This is a genomic window from Streptococcus sp. AS14 (assembly GCF_000286495.1).
GTDB classification, from domain to species: domain Bacteria; phylum Bacillota; class Bacilli; order Lactobacillales; family Streptococcaceae; genus Streptococcus; species Streptococcus sanguinis_P.
Map to the genome: position 1 here is coordinate 67,185 of NZ_ALKI01000011.1, position 17,711 is coordinate 84,895.

The window sequence follows — 17,711 nt, forward strand, 5'->3', positions numbered from 1 at the left end:
ACATCTTCCATAAAATGGTAAAATGGTGTAAGTCTAACTAAAAATATAAGAGAGATCAATGAAAAAACATCAAACCCTATATAAATTTTTGGGCCAAACCCTACTATATTTTGTTATCTTTCTGGCCTTGCTTTATTTCTTTAGCTATCTGGGTCAGGGTCAGGGTGGCTTTATCTATAATGAATTTTAATGTGAGAGAGTAGGAAACAATGTCAAATAAAGTGATACATGATATGATTGAAGCGATTGAGCATTTTGCTCAGGTGCAGCCGGATTTTCCGGTTTATGATATTTTAGGTCAAGTTCATACTTATGGTGATTTAAAGAAGGATTCCGATTCGCTGGCGGCTCAGATTGACCGTTTGGGACTTCCTGACAAGTCTCCGGTTGTGGTCTTTGGCGGTCAGGAATACGAAATGTTGGCTACTTTTGTGGCCTTGACCAAGTCTGGTCATGCCTACATTCCTATCGACAGCCACTCAGCCTTGGAGCGCGTAGCAGCGATTGTGGAAGTTGCTGAGCCAAGCTTGATTATTGCCATCAATGATTTTCCGCTGGCAGATGTAGCAGCTCCTATTTTCAGTGCGGAGCAAGTTCAGACGGCTTTCAGAGAGGGAGCATCCTATGAGCTTAGCCATCCGGTGCAGGGAGATGATAATTATTACATCATTTTCACATCAGGGACGACTGGCAAGCCTAAGGGGGTGCAGATTTCCCATAATAATCTGCTCAGCTTTACGAATTGGATGATTACGGATAAAGAGTTTGCGACTCCGGAGCGTCCTCAAATGTTGGCTCAGCCGCCTTATTCTTTTGACTTGTCGGTCATGTATTGGGCGCCGACTTTGGCCTTGGGAGGGACTCTTTTTGCCCTGCCTTCGGCTGTGACTCAGGATTTCAAGCAGCTGTTTGAGACGATTCTCAGTCTGCCTATTGCTATCTGGACGTCTACACCTTCCTTCGCGGACATGGCCTTGCTGTCGGATGACTTTAACAGCCAGAAGCTGCCTCAGCTGACGCATTTCTACTTTGACGGCGAGGAGTTGACGGTCAAGACAGCTCAGAAGCTGCGCGATCGCTTTCCTCAAGCTCGCATTATCAATGCTTACGGTCCGACTGAGGCAACAGTGGCCCTGTCTGCGGTAGCAGTGACAGACGAGATGCTGCAAAATTGCAAGCGCCTGCCGATTGGCTATACCAAGGCGGACTCTCCGACCTTTGTCATTGATGAAGAAGGGCAGAAGGTGCCGAATGGCCAGCAGGGAGAAATCATCGTCTGCGGCCCAGCTGTATCCAAAGGCTATCTGAATAATCCTGAGAAGACAGCGGAGGCCTTCTTTGAATTTGAAGGTCTGCCAGCCTATCATACAGGAGATGTCGGATCGATGACAGATGAAGGCTTGCTGCTCTACGGCGGCCGGATGGACTTCCAGATTAAGTTTAATGGTTTCCGTATTGAGTTGGAGGATGTGTCTCAGAACCTGAACAAATCGAAATACGTTGAATCTGCAGTGGCTGTGCCCCGCTACAATAAGGACCACAAGGTCCAAAATCTGTTGGCCTACGTCATCCTCAAAGACGGTGTGGCTGAGCAGTTTGAGCGGGAAATTGATATTACCAAGGCAATCAAGGAAGATCTGCAGGATATCATGATGTCCTATATGATGCCGTCCAAGTTCCTCTATCGAGAGACCCTGCCTCTGACTCCAAATGGCAAGATTGACATCAAGGGGCTGATTAGCGAGGTCAATAAGCGATGATGGATTTCTTGAAACAGCTGCCTCACTTGGAACCCTACGGCAATCCAATTTACTTTGTCTATATCGTTCTGGCAGTTCTGCCAATCTTTGTCGGACTTTTCTTTAAGAAGCGCTTTCCCCTTTATGAAGCCTTGGTCAGCTTGGTCTTTATCGTCCTGATGCTGACAGGTCCTAGTCTGGCGCAGCTTTGTGCTTTGTTAGGCTATGTCATCTGGCAGATAGTTTGGGTTTACTCATACAAGCTCTATCGCCGGTCGCGGGACAGCAAGTGGATCTTTTATCTGCATACCTTGCTGGCGGTTCTGCCGCTTGTGCTTGTTAAGGTAGAGCCCGCAATCAGCGGTCATCAGTCTCTCTTTGGCTTTTTGGGAATTTCCTATCTGACCTTTCGCTCGATAGGGATGATGATTGAGATGCGCGATGGGGTTCTGACAGAGTTCACGCTCTGGGAGTTCTTGCGTTTCCTGCTCTTCATGCCGACCTTTTCAAGCGGTCCTATTGATCGTTTTAAGCGTTTCAATGAAGACTATTTGAACATTCCTGAGCGCGATGAGCTGCTGGATATGCTGGAGCAGTCTGTCAAGTATATCATGCTAGGCTTCCTTTATAAGTTTATCCTAGCACATATCTTTGGACATCTCTTGCTGGGGCATGTCAAGACCTACGCTCTCTATACCGGCGGTTTCTTTAATCTGGGAACTCTGGGCGTCATGTATGTCTTTGGTTTGGATCTCTTCTTTGACTTTGCCGGTTATTCGATGTTTGCGTTAGCTATTTCCAATCTAATGGGAATCAAGAGCCCAATCAACTTTGATAAGCCCTTTCTCTCACGAGATTTGAAAGAATTTTGGAATCGCTGGCACATGAGTTTGTCCTTTTGGTTCCGTGACTTTGTCTTTATGCGGCTGGTCATGGTCCTGATGCGCAATAAGGTCTTTAAAAACCGCAATACGACCTCTAGTGTGGCCTATCTGATTAACATGCTGATAATGGGCTTCTGGCATGGTGTGACCTGGTACTATATCGCCTACGGTCTCTTTCATGGAGCTGGTCTGGTCGTCAATGATGCCTGGCTGCGCAAGAAGAAAACTTTAAACAAAGAGCGCAAGGCTAAAGGGCTTCCGCCTCTGCCAGACAATAAATGGACCCAAGCTTTGGGGATTGTGGTGACCTTTCACGCAGTCATGTTCTCATTTTTAATCTTTTCTGGATTTTTAAATGAGCTTTGGTTTAAAAAATAAAAATGAATGAGGAAGAAAAATGGATATAAAAGCAGAAGTAATTGAAATTATTGAAGAACTATTTATGGAAGATGTGTCAGACATGATGGACGAGGATTTGTTTGACGCTGGTGTCCTAGACAGTATGGGAACGGTCGAGCTGATTGTTGAGCTGGAAAACCGTTTTGATATCCGCGTGCCAGTGTCAGAGTTTGGCCGCGATGACTGGAACACAGCCAATAAAATCGTTGAAGGCGTAACGGAGCTTCGCAATGCTTAAACGACTCTGGCTGATTCTGGGGCCAGTTTTCTGCGCTATGGTCATGGTTGCACTGCTCTTTTTCTTCTATCCGCTTGATAAAAAGCATGATATAGAAGCAGAGAAGCGCTCGGCAGTGACCCTGACAGCAGAAAACTTCAAGAGCCGCAGCAAGAAGGTGACAGCCTTGACCGATAAGAAGATGCGCTTTGTTCCCTTCTTTGGCTCTAGTGAATGGCTGCGCTTTGATAGCATGCATCCGGCAGTGCTGGCTGAGAAATACAACCGCTCCTATCGGCCTTATTTTCTAGGCCAGCGCGGGGCAGCATCATTTAATCAGTACTTTGGTATGCAGCAGATGTCCTCTGAGTTGGAGGGGCAAACGGCGGTCTATGTAGTGTCGCCCCAGTGGTTTACCAAGACTGGCTATGATGCTTCGGCCTTTCAGCAGTACTTCAACAGTGATCAGCTGACGGCTTATCTGTCTCAGCAGCAAGGAGATGCGGCGGCGCAATATGCAGCCCAGCGCCTTCTGCAGCTTTATCCAGATGTTGCTATGGCAGAGAGCGTGCAGAAGCTGTCGGAAGGTAAGAAGCTGAGCAGCTTTGAAGAGCGCCATATTGAGATGATGGCTCATCTTAATGAGCGACAAGATGCTTTTTTTAGCAACTTTGCTGCCCTCAATAATGAAAATTATGACCAGCGAATTTTGCCTTATATGGCTGATTTGCCAGACGCGTTCTCCTATAAAGCATTGGAAGAGATTGCTACAGCAGAAGCCAAGAAGAAGACCAATAACAATCAATTCGGCATAGACAATCAATTTTACAAGACCCGTCTGGCCGGCAAGGTTGCCAAGCTCAGAGGTTTTCAAACCAAGCAATCTTATGAAAAATCTCCTGAGTACAACGACTTGCAGCTGGTTCTGGACCAGTTCGCCAAGTCAAAGACCAATGTCATCTTCATCATTCCACCGGTCAATTCTAAGTGGATGGAGTATACAGGACTCAGTCCTGAAATGTACCAGCGGACGGTGGCTAAGATTCGCTACCAACTGGAAAGTCAGGGCTTTACCAATATTGCTGATTTTTCTAAGGACGGCGACAAGCCTTACTTCATGCAGGACACTATCCACATGGGCTGGAATGGATGGCTTGCCTTTGACAAGGCGGTTGATCCTTTTGTAGCCAATCCACAGCCGGCGCCAAACTACCAGATGAATGACCGCTTCTTCAGCAAGGAATGGTCTCAGTATACTGGCAAACCAGAAGAATTCAAATAAGGTTGGGACTTTCCAGCCTTATTTTTATAAAGGAGGAAAGATGAAGATTCGTTTGTCCCAAACAGAAGATATCCCAGCCATTATGGCGATTTATGATGTGGCTCGTCAGTTCATGAAAGACCAAGGCAATCCGACTCAGTGGGATGGAGGCTATCCCAGCGCGAGCTTGATTGAGGATGACATTGCGACTGGCCACTCCTTTGTTGTCGAGGAAGAAGGGCGGCCGGTTGGTACCTTTGCCTTTATCATTGGAGAAGACCCGACCTATCAGGTCATCGAAAAGGGAACCTGGCATTTTGCAGAGCCTTACGGCACCATTCACCGCATCGCTTCGAACGGGCAAGTCAGAGGCCTGTCCCGTCAGGTCTTTGATTTTTGCCGCCAGCAGATTCCCTACTTGCGAATCGATACCCATGCGGACAATCAAGCTATGCAGGCTGCTGTGCTGAACTACGGCTTTAGGGAGTGTGGCATTATTTATGTAGCTGACGGCAGTCCTCGCCTAGCTTATGACTATCATCAATAAAAAAATCTGCCCTTGAGCAGATTTTTTGCGTTATATCAAAACATACTTTTCTACAGCTTCTGCAACTCCGTGCTCATTGTTGCTTTTGGTGACGGCTTTTGCCTCGGTTTTGACTGCTTCGGGGGCATTGCCCATAGCGACTCCAAGTCCAGCCAGGCGGAGCATAGGAAGGTCATTGAAGTTGTCTCCGATTGTCATAACCTGCTCTAGAGGCACTTGATAGTGCTGGGCAATTTCGTACAAGGCTTGCTCCTTGGAGACATGCTTGGCCGTGACTTCCATGTAGTTGTCCTTAGAGAGATAGAAGGCTGTCTTGGCAAAGTCCAAGGTCTGTAGGTAGTCATGGAGTTTCTGGATGATAGGCGCTTCATCAATGAGGAGTAACTTGTGAGCAGGCATTAGAACATCCAGCACCGGCATTAACACATTCTGAATTATCGGCTGCTCACCTGTAATCTCAGCCTCTATCTGCACCCATTTATCTAGATGATCAGCGATCCAATCCTTACCAGAGTAGAGATTGATGGACACGCTAGGAAACTCAGCCTTGACCAGCTCTATAAAAGTGCGGATTTCTTTCTTGTCGAGAGGATGCTCGATAATAGTTTCATAAGCTTGCGGGTCGCCCTTGATGACCAGAGCGCCATTGTAGCAAGCTAACGGATTATCTCCCAGTCCCAGCTCACGCGCAATCGGCTCCATGCCTAGAGGAGAGCGAGCAGAAGCGAGGACGAAAGGGATTTTTTCTCGGCTTAGCAGGGGAATCATGTCCTTGAGTTTAGAATCTACTTGGTGCTGGTCGTCCAAAATGGTACCGTCAATATCGCTGATAATCAGACGAATCGCTTGTTTTGTCATAGCTCTTCCTCCTTTGTGTCTAATGGATCGATTTAATAAATTATTTTAACCTTGTCTCCAAGCAGTTTTTGGACTTCAGGGATGGGCTCTTGGTCCATAATCCAGTAGTCAAAGTCGCTGACAGGACCCAGGATGTACTTAGATTCTTTCTTCCACTTGTCTTGTTCGGCCAGCAGAATCTTAGTCTTGGCGTGCTTCAAAGCCAGTCTTTTCAGGTGAGCATCAGCCTCGTCTTCAAAGCTGACTAGACCATCAGAGACACTGGCTGCTCCGATAAAGGCAATGTCAAAGGAAATCTGCTCCAGCAGCTCTGCTTCATTGAGCGCGTAGTAGAATCGGTTTTTTGGATAAAATTTTCCGCCTAAGAGGTGAAAGTCCACTTTGTCCTGACTGCTCAGCATGATTGCATTATCCAGAGAATGAGAGTAGATTGTCATAGGCTCCTTGATGCGCTGAGCCAGATGGAGAACGATGGTTGAGACATCAAAGAAAGCAATCAGCCCCGGCTTGAGAAAGTCATGGGCCTTCTGAGCGATAGCCTTTTTTTCTTGACTTAGTTGGCTGATGCGGTCGTTAAAGGAGGGGATTTGCCGGCTAGTATCCAGCGGGATAATACCTCCGTGGGTGCGCTGTACAAGCCTACGCTCGCTCAAAATCGAAAAATCTCGCCGAATAGTATCTTTAGAAACCTGAAAATGCTCAATCATATCCTTGGCTGATAGCTGTTTTTTCTCAGCTAAGAGCTCTAAGATTTCAGCTAAGCGTTGTTCTTGATACATGCTTGTCCCTCCTTGCTTTTCTAAATAGAGTATAACATAGCAAATAAGTTTTTACAAGTCTTTTTAATGTTTTACAAGTTTTTTGAAATGCGCAGGAGAAAATCAAAAAACCGAGCAAATCTCGGTTTTCATGAATTATAATAATCGAAATATATTTTTCAATTAAGGTGTTTGAATATTGACAGATCCATCGCTGCCGACCTTAACATCAACGCCGCCGCCTTGAACATGAACGCCATCTTCATTTACGCTAACACCAGCGTTATCAGTTTGTACATTAGCAGCACCGTCTCCGTTAGTTTCAACAGAAGCATCGCCGCTTTCGTCATCGCCATTTACATTAACGCTAGTATCACCGCCGTTTACGTTGACTTTGGCACTGCCGCTTTCTTCAGATGTGCTGCTAGAGCTTGTCTTAGCTTTAGATGAAGAAGATACGCTTGAGCTGGAACTTGAGCTTTCTTCAGTCTTCTTATCTGCAGAATTTCCGCAAGCTGCTAAAAAGAAAAGTGCAATTAGTGGTAATAAAAATAAAGAAATTTTAGATAATTTTTTCATCTTACCCCTCCTTCTAGTATAATATTAAACAAATATTTCATTTGAAGCAATGAAAAACTGGATTGATACATAAATAACATACTCTGTTAATAAAAATGTTACAAAATATATGCAAAACAAGTAGACAAAACATAGATTTTATAAGCTTTTTCACGATTTTTCGCTTATTTAGTGCGTAATTGTTTTGTAACAAAATTCTTGTCCATGAGAAGGAGAAAAATAACATTTTTGCAACATTTCTTTTCCTCTGTAAATGGAGAAATCATGCTATAATCAACCTATGTTATCAAGAGATTTTCAGAAACTAATCGAGACAGACACAGTTGCAGCAGCGCGAGCTTTGTTAGGTATGCAGCTGATTCTAAATGGCCAGAAGTTAGGCCGAATTGTCGAAACAGAAGCCTATCTAGGAAGTCAGGACAGTGCCTGTCATTCAGCTAGAGGGCGCCGCTCCCCTAAGAATGAATCCATGTATCTGCCAGCAGGTCACTGGTATGTTTATCAGATTTATGGTTATCAGATGCTGAATCTGGTGACCAAGGCTGAAAATGTGGCCGAAGCCGTACTGATTCGAGCCTTGGAGCTACCGGATGGCCGACTTTTAGCTAATGGTCCTGGCAAGCTAACCAAGTATGCTGGGATTGATAAGCGCTTTGATGGACAGAGTTTAGCGACTTCCAGTCTGCAATTAGCCCATGACCTGACTCCGAATCAGATTGCCAGTCGTTCGCAGATTGGCGTGACCTGCACAGATGCCTGGCGGGAGGAGCCCTTAGGCTTTTATGTGGCTGGCAATCGTCATGTCTCAAAAGTGCCAAAGCGAGGCCTGCTGGATGATGAGTACACCTGGAAGAAGGAGTAAAAGATGAAGAAAACAGAGATTTTTGAGCAAGTCGTAGAAATTATGCGAGAGGATTCCTCTACAAAGAAAGACATTCTGGGTGCAAATCCCGAAGAATATCGAGCGCGTATCACAGACCAGATGAGCCAAGAGGACTTTCTTTACCAGATGCATTGTTATATAGCCAGTTTTGGAATTTTGTCTCATGTTTGGTTTGGACTTAAGGAAACGCAAACGCCCGGCTTTAAACTGAGATACTACCAAGACTGCCTCTACGTCCTGCAGGCAAATAGCGATACGGGGCTGAAACGTGGAGACCAGATTCTAGCCTTAGATGGAAAAGCCTTGCCTCAGGTGTATCAAGATCACAAGGATTATTTTGTCAGTTCCACACCAGAGCGACAGCACAAGGAGTGGGCTTACTTTGTGGGGCATGCAGGAGAAGTTACGGTGGTACGCAATGGCAAGGAGGAGCAACTGCATGTTCAGCCGACCGCTCACCCAAAGAAGCCACCGCAGTTTGAATGGCGCAATCTTTCTGAGGACATCGTTTATCTCAAGTTAGAAGATTTTACGGATGAGGCTGCTATCAGTCAGCTATATGCAGACAGTCAAGCAGCTATTGAGCAGGCCAAGTATTTAATCATTGATGTTCGAGTCAATTATGGCGGGACGGACTCGCTTTATTATCCACTTTTCAAATATACTCTCCCTCAGGGAAAGACCTTCAGTGACTTAGATTTGCCAAGCGATGATGGGATGGAGATTCTCTATACTGATAGAAATGTTGATTTGCGTCAGCAACTGATGCAAAATATCCTAGAAGATCCAAACTTGTCAGCAGAAACTCACCAGATTCTCAAAGAATTTCTAAAAGAGTTGGAAGAGAATCGGGGAAAAGGTTATGTCCTTTATGGCGATGAAGACAGCAATCAAAACTTTCTGCCAAATGTCCTAGGCCTAGCTCGACCTGAAAAAGTCTTTGTACTAGCAGATGTTACCTGTGGGTCTTCAGGTGACAATTTTGTTGATACCATGAAAAAGATGCCCAAGGTTACGGTCCTAGGGCGTCCGACTATGGGAATTTTAGATTATTCCAATTGCTGCGTGAAGGATTTTGGTGACTATGAGCTCCTGTTTCCCACTTCACGTGACACTAGAATTGATCAAGGAAAGGGCATGAATGACAGGGGAGTTGAACCGGATATCTTGATTCCTTGGACACCAGAGCACTTAGAGCGGGATGTGGACCTGGAAGAGTGCCTCAACTATTGCAAAAACGCTTAGGATTTCTAAGCGTTTTTTCGTCTTTACTATATCTTGTCAAACTTCTCAATGTAAAAGAGTGTTAGTGTCACGATGGCAGCCAAACCAATGAGAATGAGGATGGCTGGAGTCCAGGAATGGAATAAATCAAAGCTGTATCCAAAGAGGCTAGGTCCAAAGGCGGCCAGAATATAGCCACCAGTCTGGGCTAAGCCAGATAGCTGAGCGGTTTGCTCAGGAGTACTGGTTTTGAGTGAGAAAGTGACCATGAGGTAGGGGAAGAGGGCGCTGACGGACATACCGATTAGCAGATTGAGGATGAGCCAGTAGATAAAGGAATCTGTCTTGACCAGCAACATACCCAGACCAACCATACCAGTTACAGAAAAGAGAGCAATCATCCCCAAGCGTTTTTTAGCGGATAGACGCGTTGTCAGACTAGGTATCGTCATAGCCAAAGGAAGGCTGATAATTGAAAAGATAGAGGCTAAGAATCCAGTAGCATCATCGGAAAGTCCTGCCAACTGGCCAAGAGTCGGCAGCCAAGTGATAGCCGTATAAAAGAGTAAGGACTGCAGGCCACCGAAAACAATCAGAGCCCATACTCTAGGATTTGTTAGCAGAGAGCCCATTTGCTGTTCACGATTTTTACTAGTCAGCTTGTGATTGTGACGGCTGTTAGGCAGCCAGATTAAGCAGGCCAGTAAGCAGATGAGGGTCAGGACGAGAATCAGGCCTTTCCAGCCAGCTAAGCGGACAATAGGCGCAGCCAAGGGAGACATGACTGAGATGGCCAGTCCCATAGAAGTGATATAGAGCGTGGTTAGAAATCCAATTTTCTCTGGCTGATTGGCCTGAATAACATTGGGCAGGAGCACATTTAAGACGGCGATGGCAGCCCCTAGCATGATTGTACCTGCATAGAGTAGAGGCAGGTTAAAGATACGAATAAAAGAGCCCAGAGTCAGTACAATCATGGCTATTGTAAAGAGCTTTTCCAGTCCGACCTTTTGAGCTAGGCGTGGGGAAAAGGCTGAGCAGAGGGCAAACATGATCAAGGGCAGGCTAGTCAGCAGTCCCAGAGAGTTGACGGGAACTTGCAGTCCCTTAGCAATATCACCCAGAACAACGGGCAGTACTGCAAAAGGCGCCCGTAGGACAACCCCCACCATCAGAATGCCTGGAAGTAAAAATTTTGAATGTTTCTTTTTCATAAAGTTAAGTTTCCTCCTATATAAATATCAAAATAAAATCAGTCCATCAAATCCAGAAAATACTGGCTGATAACTGTTTCTGGCAATGTTTTCTTCTGCTGGAGCCACCAACTGACCGTCTCCACAAAGGTAGAAGTCACATAATTTCTTAGAAAGGGCTCGGGTAGCTGAGATTTTTTTCGCAGGAGCTGCTCCTGAATCATTGGAAAGAGATAGTTTTCCAGCTCAATCTTTAAGCGATTGGTGAAATAGATATTTTTTGAAAGCAACAAGGTTGCAATCTTGTCCTGATTCTTTTGGAAATGCTTGAAAATATGGGCGGTTGCTTCAAAGAGATCCTTGCCGTCGTCGCGTTCAAGAAAGGTATGCTGAAAGAGGTCTTGGCAAACCTCCTCTAGCAAGGCTTCCTTAGTATCGAAATGGGCATAAAAAGTCGACCGGCCAACATCTGCCAAATCGATGATTTCTTGCACCGTGATGCTTTCATAGCTTTTTTGATGCAGCAGGCTGATAAAAGCTTGGTAAATAGCTGCGCGTGATTTCTTGACTCGTCTGTCCATAGTATTTCGGAACAAAAGAGCGGGATTGTTCAGTAACGGACAAAGCCCCTCAATTGCTTCTTGTTTCCTTTCTGAGAATAAGGGATAATAAAGATGAAGAAAACTGAACAAGGTGTTCCGTTTTGATTACATTATACTATAAATTTAGCCAAACTGAAAGGAGGCTGCTGTGAAATCTAGTAAAAATATGACTATTGCCTTTCTGTTAAACTTTTCCTTTGCCATTCTTGAGTTTATCTTTGGCTTCATGTTCAATTCCAGCGCTGTACTAGCCGATGCTGTACACGATACAGGAGACGCGATGGCCATCGGACTTTCCACCCTTTTTGAAAAAATTTCTAATAAAAAAGAAGACAAGAAATACACTCTGGGCTATAAGCGCTACAGCCTTTTGGGAGCCCTGCTGACTTCGGTCATCTTGCTGGTTGGCTCTACCTTGGTGATTATCGAAAATGTACCCAAGGTCTTTGCGCCTGAAAAGGTCAATTATGACGGTATGCTGGTGCTGGGGGTTATTGCCATTGTGGTCAATCTAGCAGCCAGTAAGGTAGTCGGTCATGGACATAGCCATGGACACAGTCACAATGAGTCCATTCTCAGTCTCCATTTCTTAGAGGATATTCTGGGATGGCTGGCTGTTATTCTGGTCTCTATCGTTTTGCGCTTTACCGACTGGTATTTTCTTGACCCGCTGCTCTCCCTGCTCATTGCAGGCTTCATCCTCAGCAAAGCCCTGCCTAAGTTCTGGGAAAATATCAAGATCTTTTTGGATCATATCCCTAGCGATATTGATTTGAGCCAGCTTTATCAAGAAATTCTGGCAGTTGAAAACGTTCAGGCTATTACCCAGCTCAATGTCTGGACCACAGACGGTTTGGAAAAATTTGCTATGATCCATATCTGTCTTGAAAATCCAGACCTTCTAATTGAGACCCAGACTACTTTGCGTCAAGAACTGCAGGCCTACGGGATTACTAAAATCACTATCCAGACGGATAGCAGCTTGGAAGAACATGAAGAGTGGTGCATAGGTGGGGAGGGCGATTTAAAACCTCATACTTAAATAGTACTACTATAAACTATATCTCTGCAGTCCGATATTTCGGGCTGTTTTTTCGTTTTGCTGTCTAATTTTCATCAATTAACTGGTTCTATTTTTACGATTTTCTTCTTATTTAATTCCTCTATTTCCCTGTCTGAAAATTCTAGCTTTTTGATTTTGTGGTTTTTCTATAAAAAATAGACAAGCTGATTACATTGTACATTTTTAGAGAAGTTTTACATCTAATAAAATGCAAATGTATTGACAATGCATTTTCTGTAGCATATACTATTGGGTAGGAAGAAACAGGCAAAGCTTGCTAAGCCTTGTCCTGAAGCGCCTTTCCTAAGCATATCGACTACCGATTAGAAGAGGACAGATGCTGTCACACTGTCCATCTGAAGGTTGAAAAAGAAGCAGTAAAGGGGAATTTTCCTCAAAAAGATTTGCTGGCTTTTTATCCTCGAAGTAAAAAAACGCTTTAAAAAAGTGTCAAAAAGCTTGATATAACAAGGTTTTATCAAAATTAAACATTTTTTAAATGCAATCATTTTTTTCGAGGCAAACTTGTTGACAAGTTGTCAATTATATCATATACTGTGATAGGTAAATGTTTTTTAAAGCAAATAAAGCTTTTGTTCCTAGCATTTCCTACCAAAATATGCATATCGGTAAAAAGAAAAAACCATAAGACAAGAATTCTTATCTTATGGCACTGGCTGCTTAATGATTCGGGTTAAACCAACTTCACACACACGCGGTTTAACCTGCATCTAAAAGCATGAGAAATTTTGCAAGAGAACTTGCTTTGTATAGTATTTAAGAACGCAAGAACAAATGTTTTTGGCATCTGCTTTTTTGCGCCCCTTTTGACAAAACTAAAACGTCCCTTGTCAATCCTAGGATTGTTTTAAGGACTGTTTACTAGATTTATCAAATAGAGATACTGCTCAAAGCATCTAACTTAAAACATTAAGTTTGGTTCTATTGGTAAATTTTCCATGTACTAGCCTAACTTAAAAAGCTTAAAGAAACCTTAAAGGAAACTTTAAGCGAGGGAGATTTTTTTAAGAAAGCTGTTATCTAATAACGCATAGAAAGAATTGAAGGATTTTTACAAAAAAATCACAGACAGGAGAAACAAATGGCACTAATCGCTATATTGGTTCAATTCAATCTGATAACGGCAGCTCAAAAAGAAGAAATTCTTCAAGATATGCCACAATCAAACATGCAGTTAGAGAGATATCTAATCAGCAAGGGCTATGTGACAGAAGAAGATATGCTGAAAGTCATGAGTTACTACTATCGTGTACCTCATGTCAATCTATCACAGTTTGTGATAGAAAAGGAAGCTGTCGAGAAGGTTTCAGAAAAAGTTGCTAAACGTCATGGATTGATTCCGATCTCTTTCACAGATGGAGAAGAGGGAGAAGAACCCAAGTTAATAGTTGCGATGGCAGACCCAAGCAACTATATCGCCCTAGATGACGTTAAAATCGTCTCTAAGATGGCGGTAGAACCTTATGTAACTTTTCGGGATGATATTGAGAAGTATATCGATCAATACTATTCTAAAGGAGAAGAAGCCCAACAGGCAGCGACCGAAATCGAAGGTTTTAATGTGGACGAAGAGATTGTCGAAGAAGATCTCGAAATCAAAAACGCTCCGGTTGTACGTTTGATTGACTCGATTATCAGTCAGGCAATCAAGACGCGGACCAGCGATATCCATATTGAGCCCTTTGAAAAAGTTGTTCGTGTTCGTTTCCGGGTTGACGGGACCTTGGTGGAAAACATGCAGTTGAAAGCCAATGCTCACTCAGCTATTGCGACACGGATTAAGATCATGAGTGGTCTGGACATCGCCGAGCGGCGGATTCCTCAGGATGGACGGATTGAAACAACCATCGACGGCAAAGAAGTCGACATGCGGGTTTCAGTCTTGCCTACTGTATTCGGTGAAAAAATCGTTATTCGGATTTTGAGCCGGAATGCAACTCTCCTCAGTAAAGAGGAGCTAGGATTCTCGCCAACCAATCAGAAGCTCTTTGAAGATATTCTTAAGGCGCCAGAAGGCATCATCTTGCTGACTGGTCCGACAGGAAGCGGAAAGACAACCACTCTCTACACAGCGCTCCGTGAGCTCAATGATGTAGGAAAAAATATCATCACTGTTGAAGATCCGGTTGAGTACCGATTGGAAGGGGTCAACCAAGTTCAGGTAAATAATAAAGCTGGACTGACCTTCGCGAGTGGTTTGAGAAGTATCTTGCGTCAGGACCCGGACATCGTTCTCTTGGGGGAAATTCGGGACGAAGAGACAGCCAGCATCGCGGTTCGTGCCGCTATCACTGGTCACGTCGTTCTCTCGACTATCCACACCAATGATACAGCTAGTACAGTCAACCGTTTGGTCGATATGGGCATCAAGCCTTATCTGGTCTCAACGGCGACTGTCGGTATTATCGCACAGCGCTTGATTAAGCGCATCTGTCCTAAGTGTAAGACTGAATATACTGTAGAAACAAATGAACATGCAGGTATCGGTATTCACAAGGGAGACACCTTGTATCGCGGACGCGGCTGCAACTACTGCAGCGGTACGGGATACTATGGACGTATAGCTATCCACGAAATCATGGCAGTGACAAGGGAGATTAAATCACTAATTAATGATGGTGGAACAACAGCACAGCTTCGAGCAGAAGCTAAGAAAAATGGTATGCGAGACTTGGCGGAGGAGGCCATTGATATCGCAAAACAGGGGACTACAACGATTGAAGAAGCAATGAAGATTGCCTTCAGTCTAGAAGGGGAAGTTTAGGATGAATTTGGATGAGTTAATTAAGCAGGCGATTGAAGCGGGTGCATCAGATATCCACTTCACGGTTGGCGCTGAGCCAAGCATGCGTCTGCACGGGAGGTTAACACAACTCAACAATACAATTTTGACCAACGAAGACACGGTTCGCTTCACCAAGCATATTTTAAATGAGAAGCAAATTGCTCATCTTTTAGAAGTCGGTGAAGTGGACTGTGCCTACGAGGTCGATAATGGCTATCGCTTGCGGGTCAATATCTTTAAGCAGAAAAACAACTGTGGGATTGCCTTGCGGGTCATTCCCAAGGATATTCCATCTATGGAATCTCTGGGATTGCCACCAGTTATCAAAAAGCTAGCTGAGAAACGCCGGGGTCTGATATTGGTTACCGGACCAACAGGAAGCGGAAAGTCAACGACTCTGGCAACCATGATCAACTACATGAACAGCTTGCGGGACGAGCACATCATTACGATTGAAGATCCGATCGAGTACATGCATACGCATAATAAGTGCTTGGTCAACCAGCGTGAGCTGGGAGCGGATACGCAGAGCTTCGGCAATGCCCTCCGCGGTGCCCTTCGTCAGGACCCGGATGTCATCTTAGTCGGTGAGATGCGGGATAAGGAAACGATTGAAATCGCTCTGCGTGCGGCGGAAACAGGTCACTTAGTTCTGTCAACTCTCCACACGGTCGGTGCAGTAAACACCATGGACCGGATTATCGACGTATTTCCAGCCGAGCAGCAGGAGCAAATCCGTGTACAGCTCTCCGCCGTTATGGAAGGGGTTGTATCGCAGCAGCTTATGCGTACAGCGACCGGCAAGGGTCGTGTGGCTGCCTTTGAAATCATGCTGGGAACACCCGCTATTCGCAACCTCATTCGCGAAGGGAAGACCCACCAGCTGCTAACCCCAATCCAAACAGGCGCTCAGCTAGGCATGATTACCATGGACACTTCGCTCATGGGACTCTACCGTCGCAATGTCATCGACCAAAGAACGCTGCTGTCTTACTCAGTGGATCGTGCTCAAGTCGAAAAAGCACTAGGAATAGTGGGGTACTAGAGCATGACAGTATATGTTTGTAAATACTTAGACACTAGGCAAGGGGTCGTCACACTAGAGGTGGACGCTCCTAACCGGACAGACGCCGTCAATCGGATCCGTCTCAAAGGTAAGCCAATCAGTGTCGAAGAAAAGGTCATGGGCTCTAAGGAGATTGTTCTTTTCCAAAGCAAGAAGATCAAGCTCAAGGACATATCGCTCTTCTGTAAGCAGATGTCAGTTATGCTGGAGTCAGGGATTCCCCTCAATAATGCAGTGGATATCCTAGAGCAACAGGCTACTTCAAAGAATCTCAAGTCTAGTCTTAAAATCGTCAGCAAGAGCCTAAAAGAAGGTAGTCAGCTGTCCAAGGCTATGCTGGATCAGGAAGGGATGTTTCCCGATCTCCTGATCCGTATGGTACAGGCTGGTGAAAAGACTGGTAAGCTAGACGAGGTACTGGAAAAGATGTCTGAGCACTATAACAAAGAGCTCAAGACTAGCCGCCAGATTCGTGGGGCTATGATCTATCCCGCAGTCCTAGCCTTTCTAGCTGTAGCAGCAGTCTTGGCCTTGCTCTATATCGTTATCCCAAGCTTCTCAGGAATCTTCGAGCAGAGTGGGATGGACATGCCACTACCGACGCGTATCGTCCTAGCAGCTAGTAACTTTGTCCGCTCTTACTGGTATATTCTCTTCGGTGTGACGGGGATTCTGGTCTTCCTCTTCCTGCGCTATCGCAGCACAGAAGCAGGCCGCTACCAACTGGACCGCCTTAAGCTTTGGCTGCCGGTCATCAAGGGGCCGATGCAGAAGATTGTTACTGCTCGCTTTGCCAGCACTTTGGCTATCCTGACTAGTGCAGGTATCCCTCTGGTCGAGGCTATTGAGTCTGCTGCTGCGACAACCAACAACGCTGTCGTCATTGAAAAGATGAAGATCGCTAATGAAGGTTTGCAAAAAGGGGAACGTCTGACAGGGATGATTACCTCAACCGGTCTCTTCCCGCCTATGATGCTCTCGATGGTCAAGATCGGTGAGGAGTCCGGGTCTCTGGAGTCCATGCTGATCAAGACATCAGATTATTATGAAGAAGAGCTTGAAACAGCGATCAAGCAGCTGCTCTCACTCTTGGAGCCAGCCATGATTATCGTCATGGGGGTTATCATCGGTGGTATCGTCGCCTCTGTCATGCTGCCAATGTTTGAGCTTGCTCATGCTGTGGATGCAGGATCTGGAGCTGACCAGTAGGAAGGCGCTTCAGAAAAGTTTAGGAGATAGCAGGGCAACTGCTCTGCACAAAAAGTTAGGAAATCGTTCTGATGCTGGGAGTTTGTAGGGTCTCCCAGCTAGGAACAAAACAAATGCCCCTGTGGGCGAAAATAGTAAAAATTATGAAAAAATAGGAGAACTATTCAAAATGTTAAACAAATTGCAAAAGTTCCGTCAGGACTTGAAGAAAAAAGGTAAGGGTTTTACCTTGGTAGAGTTGATCGTGGTAATCATCATTATCGCTATCATCGCAGCTGTAGCGATTCCAGCGATTACTGGATTCCAAGACAATGCACGTAAGAGCCGTATTCAATCAGAACACCGCGAGTTGGTTTCAGCAGTTCAGTCCTTTATTGGAAGTCAAGATGATCCTGAAAATGCGAGCCTTACTAGTCTTAACCA

General features: G+C 45.0%; 18 protein-coding genes. 13 read left to right on the forward strand and 5 right to left on the reverse strand.

The features are described 5' to 3' along the window. Window positions 1–58 precede the first annotated feature (58 nt). The 6 genes from HMPREF1150_RS07210 to HMPREF1150_RS07185 are packed head-to-tail and all read left to right on the forward strand — an operon-like array spanning window position 59 to window position 5,047. Window positions 59–190 (forward strand): teichoic acid D-Ala incorporation-associated protein DltX, encoded by a 132-nt coding sequence (locus tag HMPREF1150_RS07210; protein WP_002894209.1) that lies wholly within the window; start codon window positions 59–61, stop codon window positions 188–190. 19 nt (window positions 191–209) lie between these two features. Next, window positions 210–1,760 carry a D-alanine--poly(phosphoribitol) ligase subunit DltA gene (dltA, locus tag HMPREF1150_RS07205; protein WP_009659554.1) on the forward strand — a complete coding sequence of 517 codons (1,551 nt, stop codon included), beginning with the start codon at window positions 210–212 and terminating at the stop codon, window positions 1,758–1,760. Then, entirely contained in the window at window positions 1,757–3,001 is a 1,245-nt protein-coding gene (gene dltB, locus HMPREF1150_RS07200; RefSeq protein ID WP_009659556.1) for a D-alanyl-lipoteichoic acid biosynthesis protein DltB, read from the forward strand. Before dltA ends, dltB begins: the two co-directional genes overlap by 4 nt. 19 nt (window positions 3,002–3,020) lie before the next feature. Beyond that, complete coding sequence (gene dltC / locus HMPREF1150_RS07195) at window positions 3,021–3,260, forward strand: D-alanine--poly(phosphoribitol) ligase subunit DltC (RefSeq protein ID WP_002894204.1); 240 nt, start codon at window positions 3,021–3,023, stop codon at window positions 3,258–3,260. After that, a complete protein-coding gene (gene dltD / locus HMPREF1150_RS07190; RefSeq protein WP_002919976.1) occupies window positions 3,253–4,521 on the forward strand; it encodes a D-alanyl-lipoteichoic acid biosynthesis protein DltD in 1,269 nt (422 codons plus the stop codon). The genes dltC and dltD overlap by 8 nt, the downstream gene beginning before the upstream one ends. Before the next feature lie 40 nt (window positions 4,522–4,561). Beyond that, window positions 4,562–5,047, forward strand: a complete 486-nt coding sequence (locus HMPREF1150_RS07185; protein WP_002905642.1) for a GNAT family N-acetyltransferase — start codon at window positions 4,562–4,564, stop codon at window positions 5,045–5,047. A 30-nt stretch (window positions 5,048–5,077) separates the two neighbouring features. Here HMPREF1150_RS07185 and HMPREF1150_RS07180 read toward each other — a convergent pair whose 3' ends face one another. The 3 genes from HMPREF1150_RS07180 to HMPREF1150_RS07170 all read right to left on the reverse strand — a co-directional run bounded on the left by HMPREF1150_RS07180 (window position 5,078) and on the right by HMPREF1150_RS07170 (window position 7,242). After that, entirely contained in the window at window positions 5,078–5,905 is an 828-nt protein-coding gene (locus HMPREF1150_RS07180) for a Cof-type HAD-IIB family hydrolase (protein ID WP_009659569.1), read from the reverse strand. Window positions 5,906–5,937: 32 nt separating this feature from the next. Continuing rightward, the gene (locus HMPREF1150_RS07175) at window positions 5,938–6,684 is read right to left on the reverse strand and encodes a DeoR/GlpR family DNA-binding transcription regulator (RefSeq protein ID WP_009659544.1); all 747 of its coding nucleotides are present in this window, start codon (window positions 6,682–6,684) and stop codon (window positions 5,938–5,940) included. Window positions 6,685–6,846: 162 nt separating this feature from the next. Continuing rightward, entirely contained in the window at window positions 6,847–7,242 is a 396-nt protein-coding gene (locus HMPREF1150_RS07170) for a hypothetical protein (RefSeq protein WP_002899368.1), read from the reverse strand. Window positions 7,243–7,522: 280 nt separating this feature from the next. On the opposite strand from HMPREF1150_RS07170, the gene HMPREF1150_RS07165 reads away from it, so the two are divergent. Together HMPREF1150_RS07165 and HMPREF1150_RS07160 are read left to right on the forward strand one after the other, a co-directional pair. Next, complete coding sequence (locus HMPREF1150_RS07165; protein WP_009659553.1) at window positions 7,523–8,104, forward strand: DNA-3-methyladenine glycosylase; 582 nt, start codon at window positions 7,523–7,525, stop codon at window positions 8,102–8,104. Window positions 8,105–8,107: 3 nt separating this feature from the next. Next, entirely contained in the window at window positions 8,108–9,370 is a 1,263-nt protein-coding gene (locus tag HMPREF1150_RS07160) for a S41 family peptidase (RefSeq protein WP_009659534.1), read from the forward strand. A 26-nt stretch (window positions 9,371–9,396) separates the two neighbouring features. On the opposite strand, the gene HMPREF1150_RS07155 is transcribed toward HMPREF1150_RS07160, so the two are convergent. Then, window positions 9,397–10,563: an MFS transporter gene (locus HMPREF1150_RS07155; RefSeq protein WP_009659550.1), complete on the reverse strand. Its 1,167-nt coding sequence runs from the start codon at window positions 10,561–10,563 to the stop codon at window positions 9,397–9,399. A gap of 38 nt (window positions 10,564–10,601) precedes the next feature. Then, entirely contained in the window at window positions 10,602–11,123 is a 522-nt protein-coding gene (locus HMPREF1150_RS07150; RefSeq protein ID WP_002894195.1) for a TetR/AcrR family transcriptional regulator, read from the reverse strand. Between the two features lie 169 nt (window positions 11,124–11,292). Between HMPREF1150_RS07150 and HMPREF1150_RS07145 the strand changes: the two genes are divergently transcribed. From HMPREF1150_RS07145 to HMPREF1150_RS07125, 5 genes are all read left to right on the forward strand, one after another. Continuing rightward, window positions 11,293–12,186 carry a cation diffusion facilitator family transporter gene (locus HMPREF1150_RS07145; RefSeq protein WP_009659549.1) on the forward strand — a complete coding sequence of 298 codons (894 nt, stop codon included), beginning with the start codon at window positions 11,293–11,295 and terminating at the stop codon, window positions 12,184–12,186. Window positions 12,187–13,309: 1,123 nt separating this feature from the next. Next, entirely contained in the window at window positions 13,310–14,992 is a 1,683-nt protein-coding gene (locus HMPREF1150_RS07140; RefSeq protein WP_002899594.1) for a GspE/PulE family protein, read from the forward strand. A 1-nt stretch (window position 14,993) separates the two neighbouring features. Next, window positions 14,994–16,058 carry a type IV pilus twitching motility protein PilT gene (locus HMPREF1150_RS07135; protein ID WP_009659552.1) on the forward strand — a complete coding sequence of 355 codons (1,065 nt, stop codon included), beginning with the start codon at window positions 14,994–14,996 and terminating at the stop codon, window positions 16,056–16,058. A gap of 3 nt (window positions 16,059–16,061) precedes the next feature. After that, the gene (locus HMPREF1150_RS07130) at window positions 16,062–17,288 is read left to right on the forward strand and encodes a type II secretion system F family protein (RefSeq protein ID WP_032905418.1); all 1,227 of its coding nucleotides are present in this window, start codon (window positions 16,062–16,064) and stop codon (window positions 17,286–17,288) included. A gap of 169 nt (window positions 17,289–17,457) precedes the next feature. Continuing rightward, a partial coding sequence (locus tag HMPREF1150_RS07125) for a prepilin-type N-terminal cleavage/methylation domain-containing protein (protein WP_009659527.1) occupies window positions 17,458–17,711 on the forward strand: 254 nt, incomplete at its 3' end.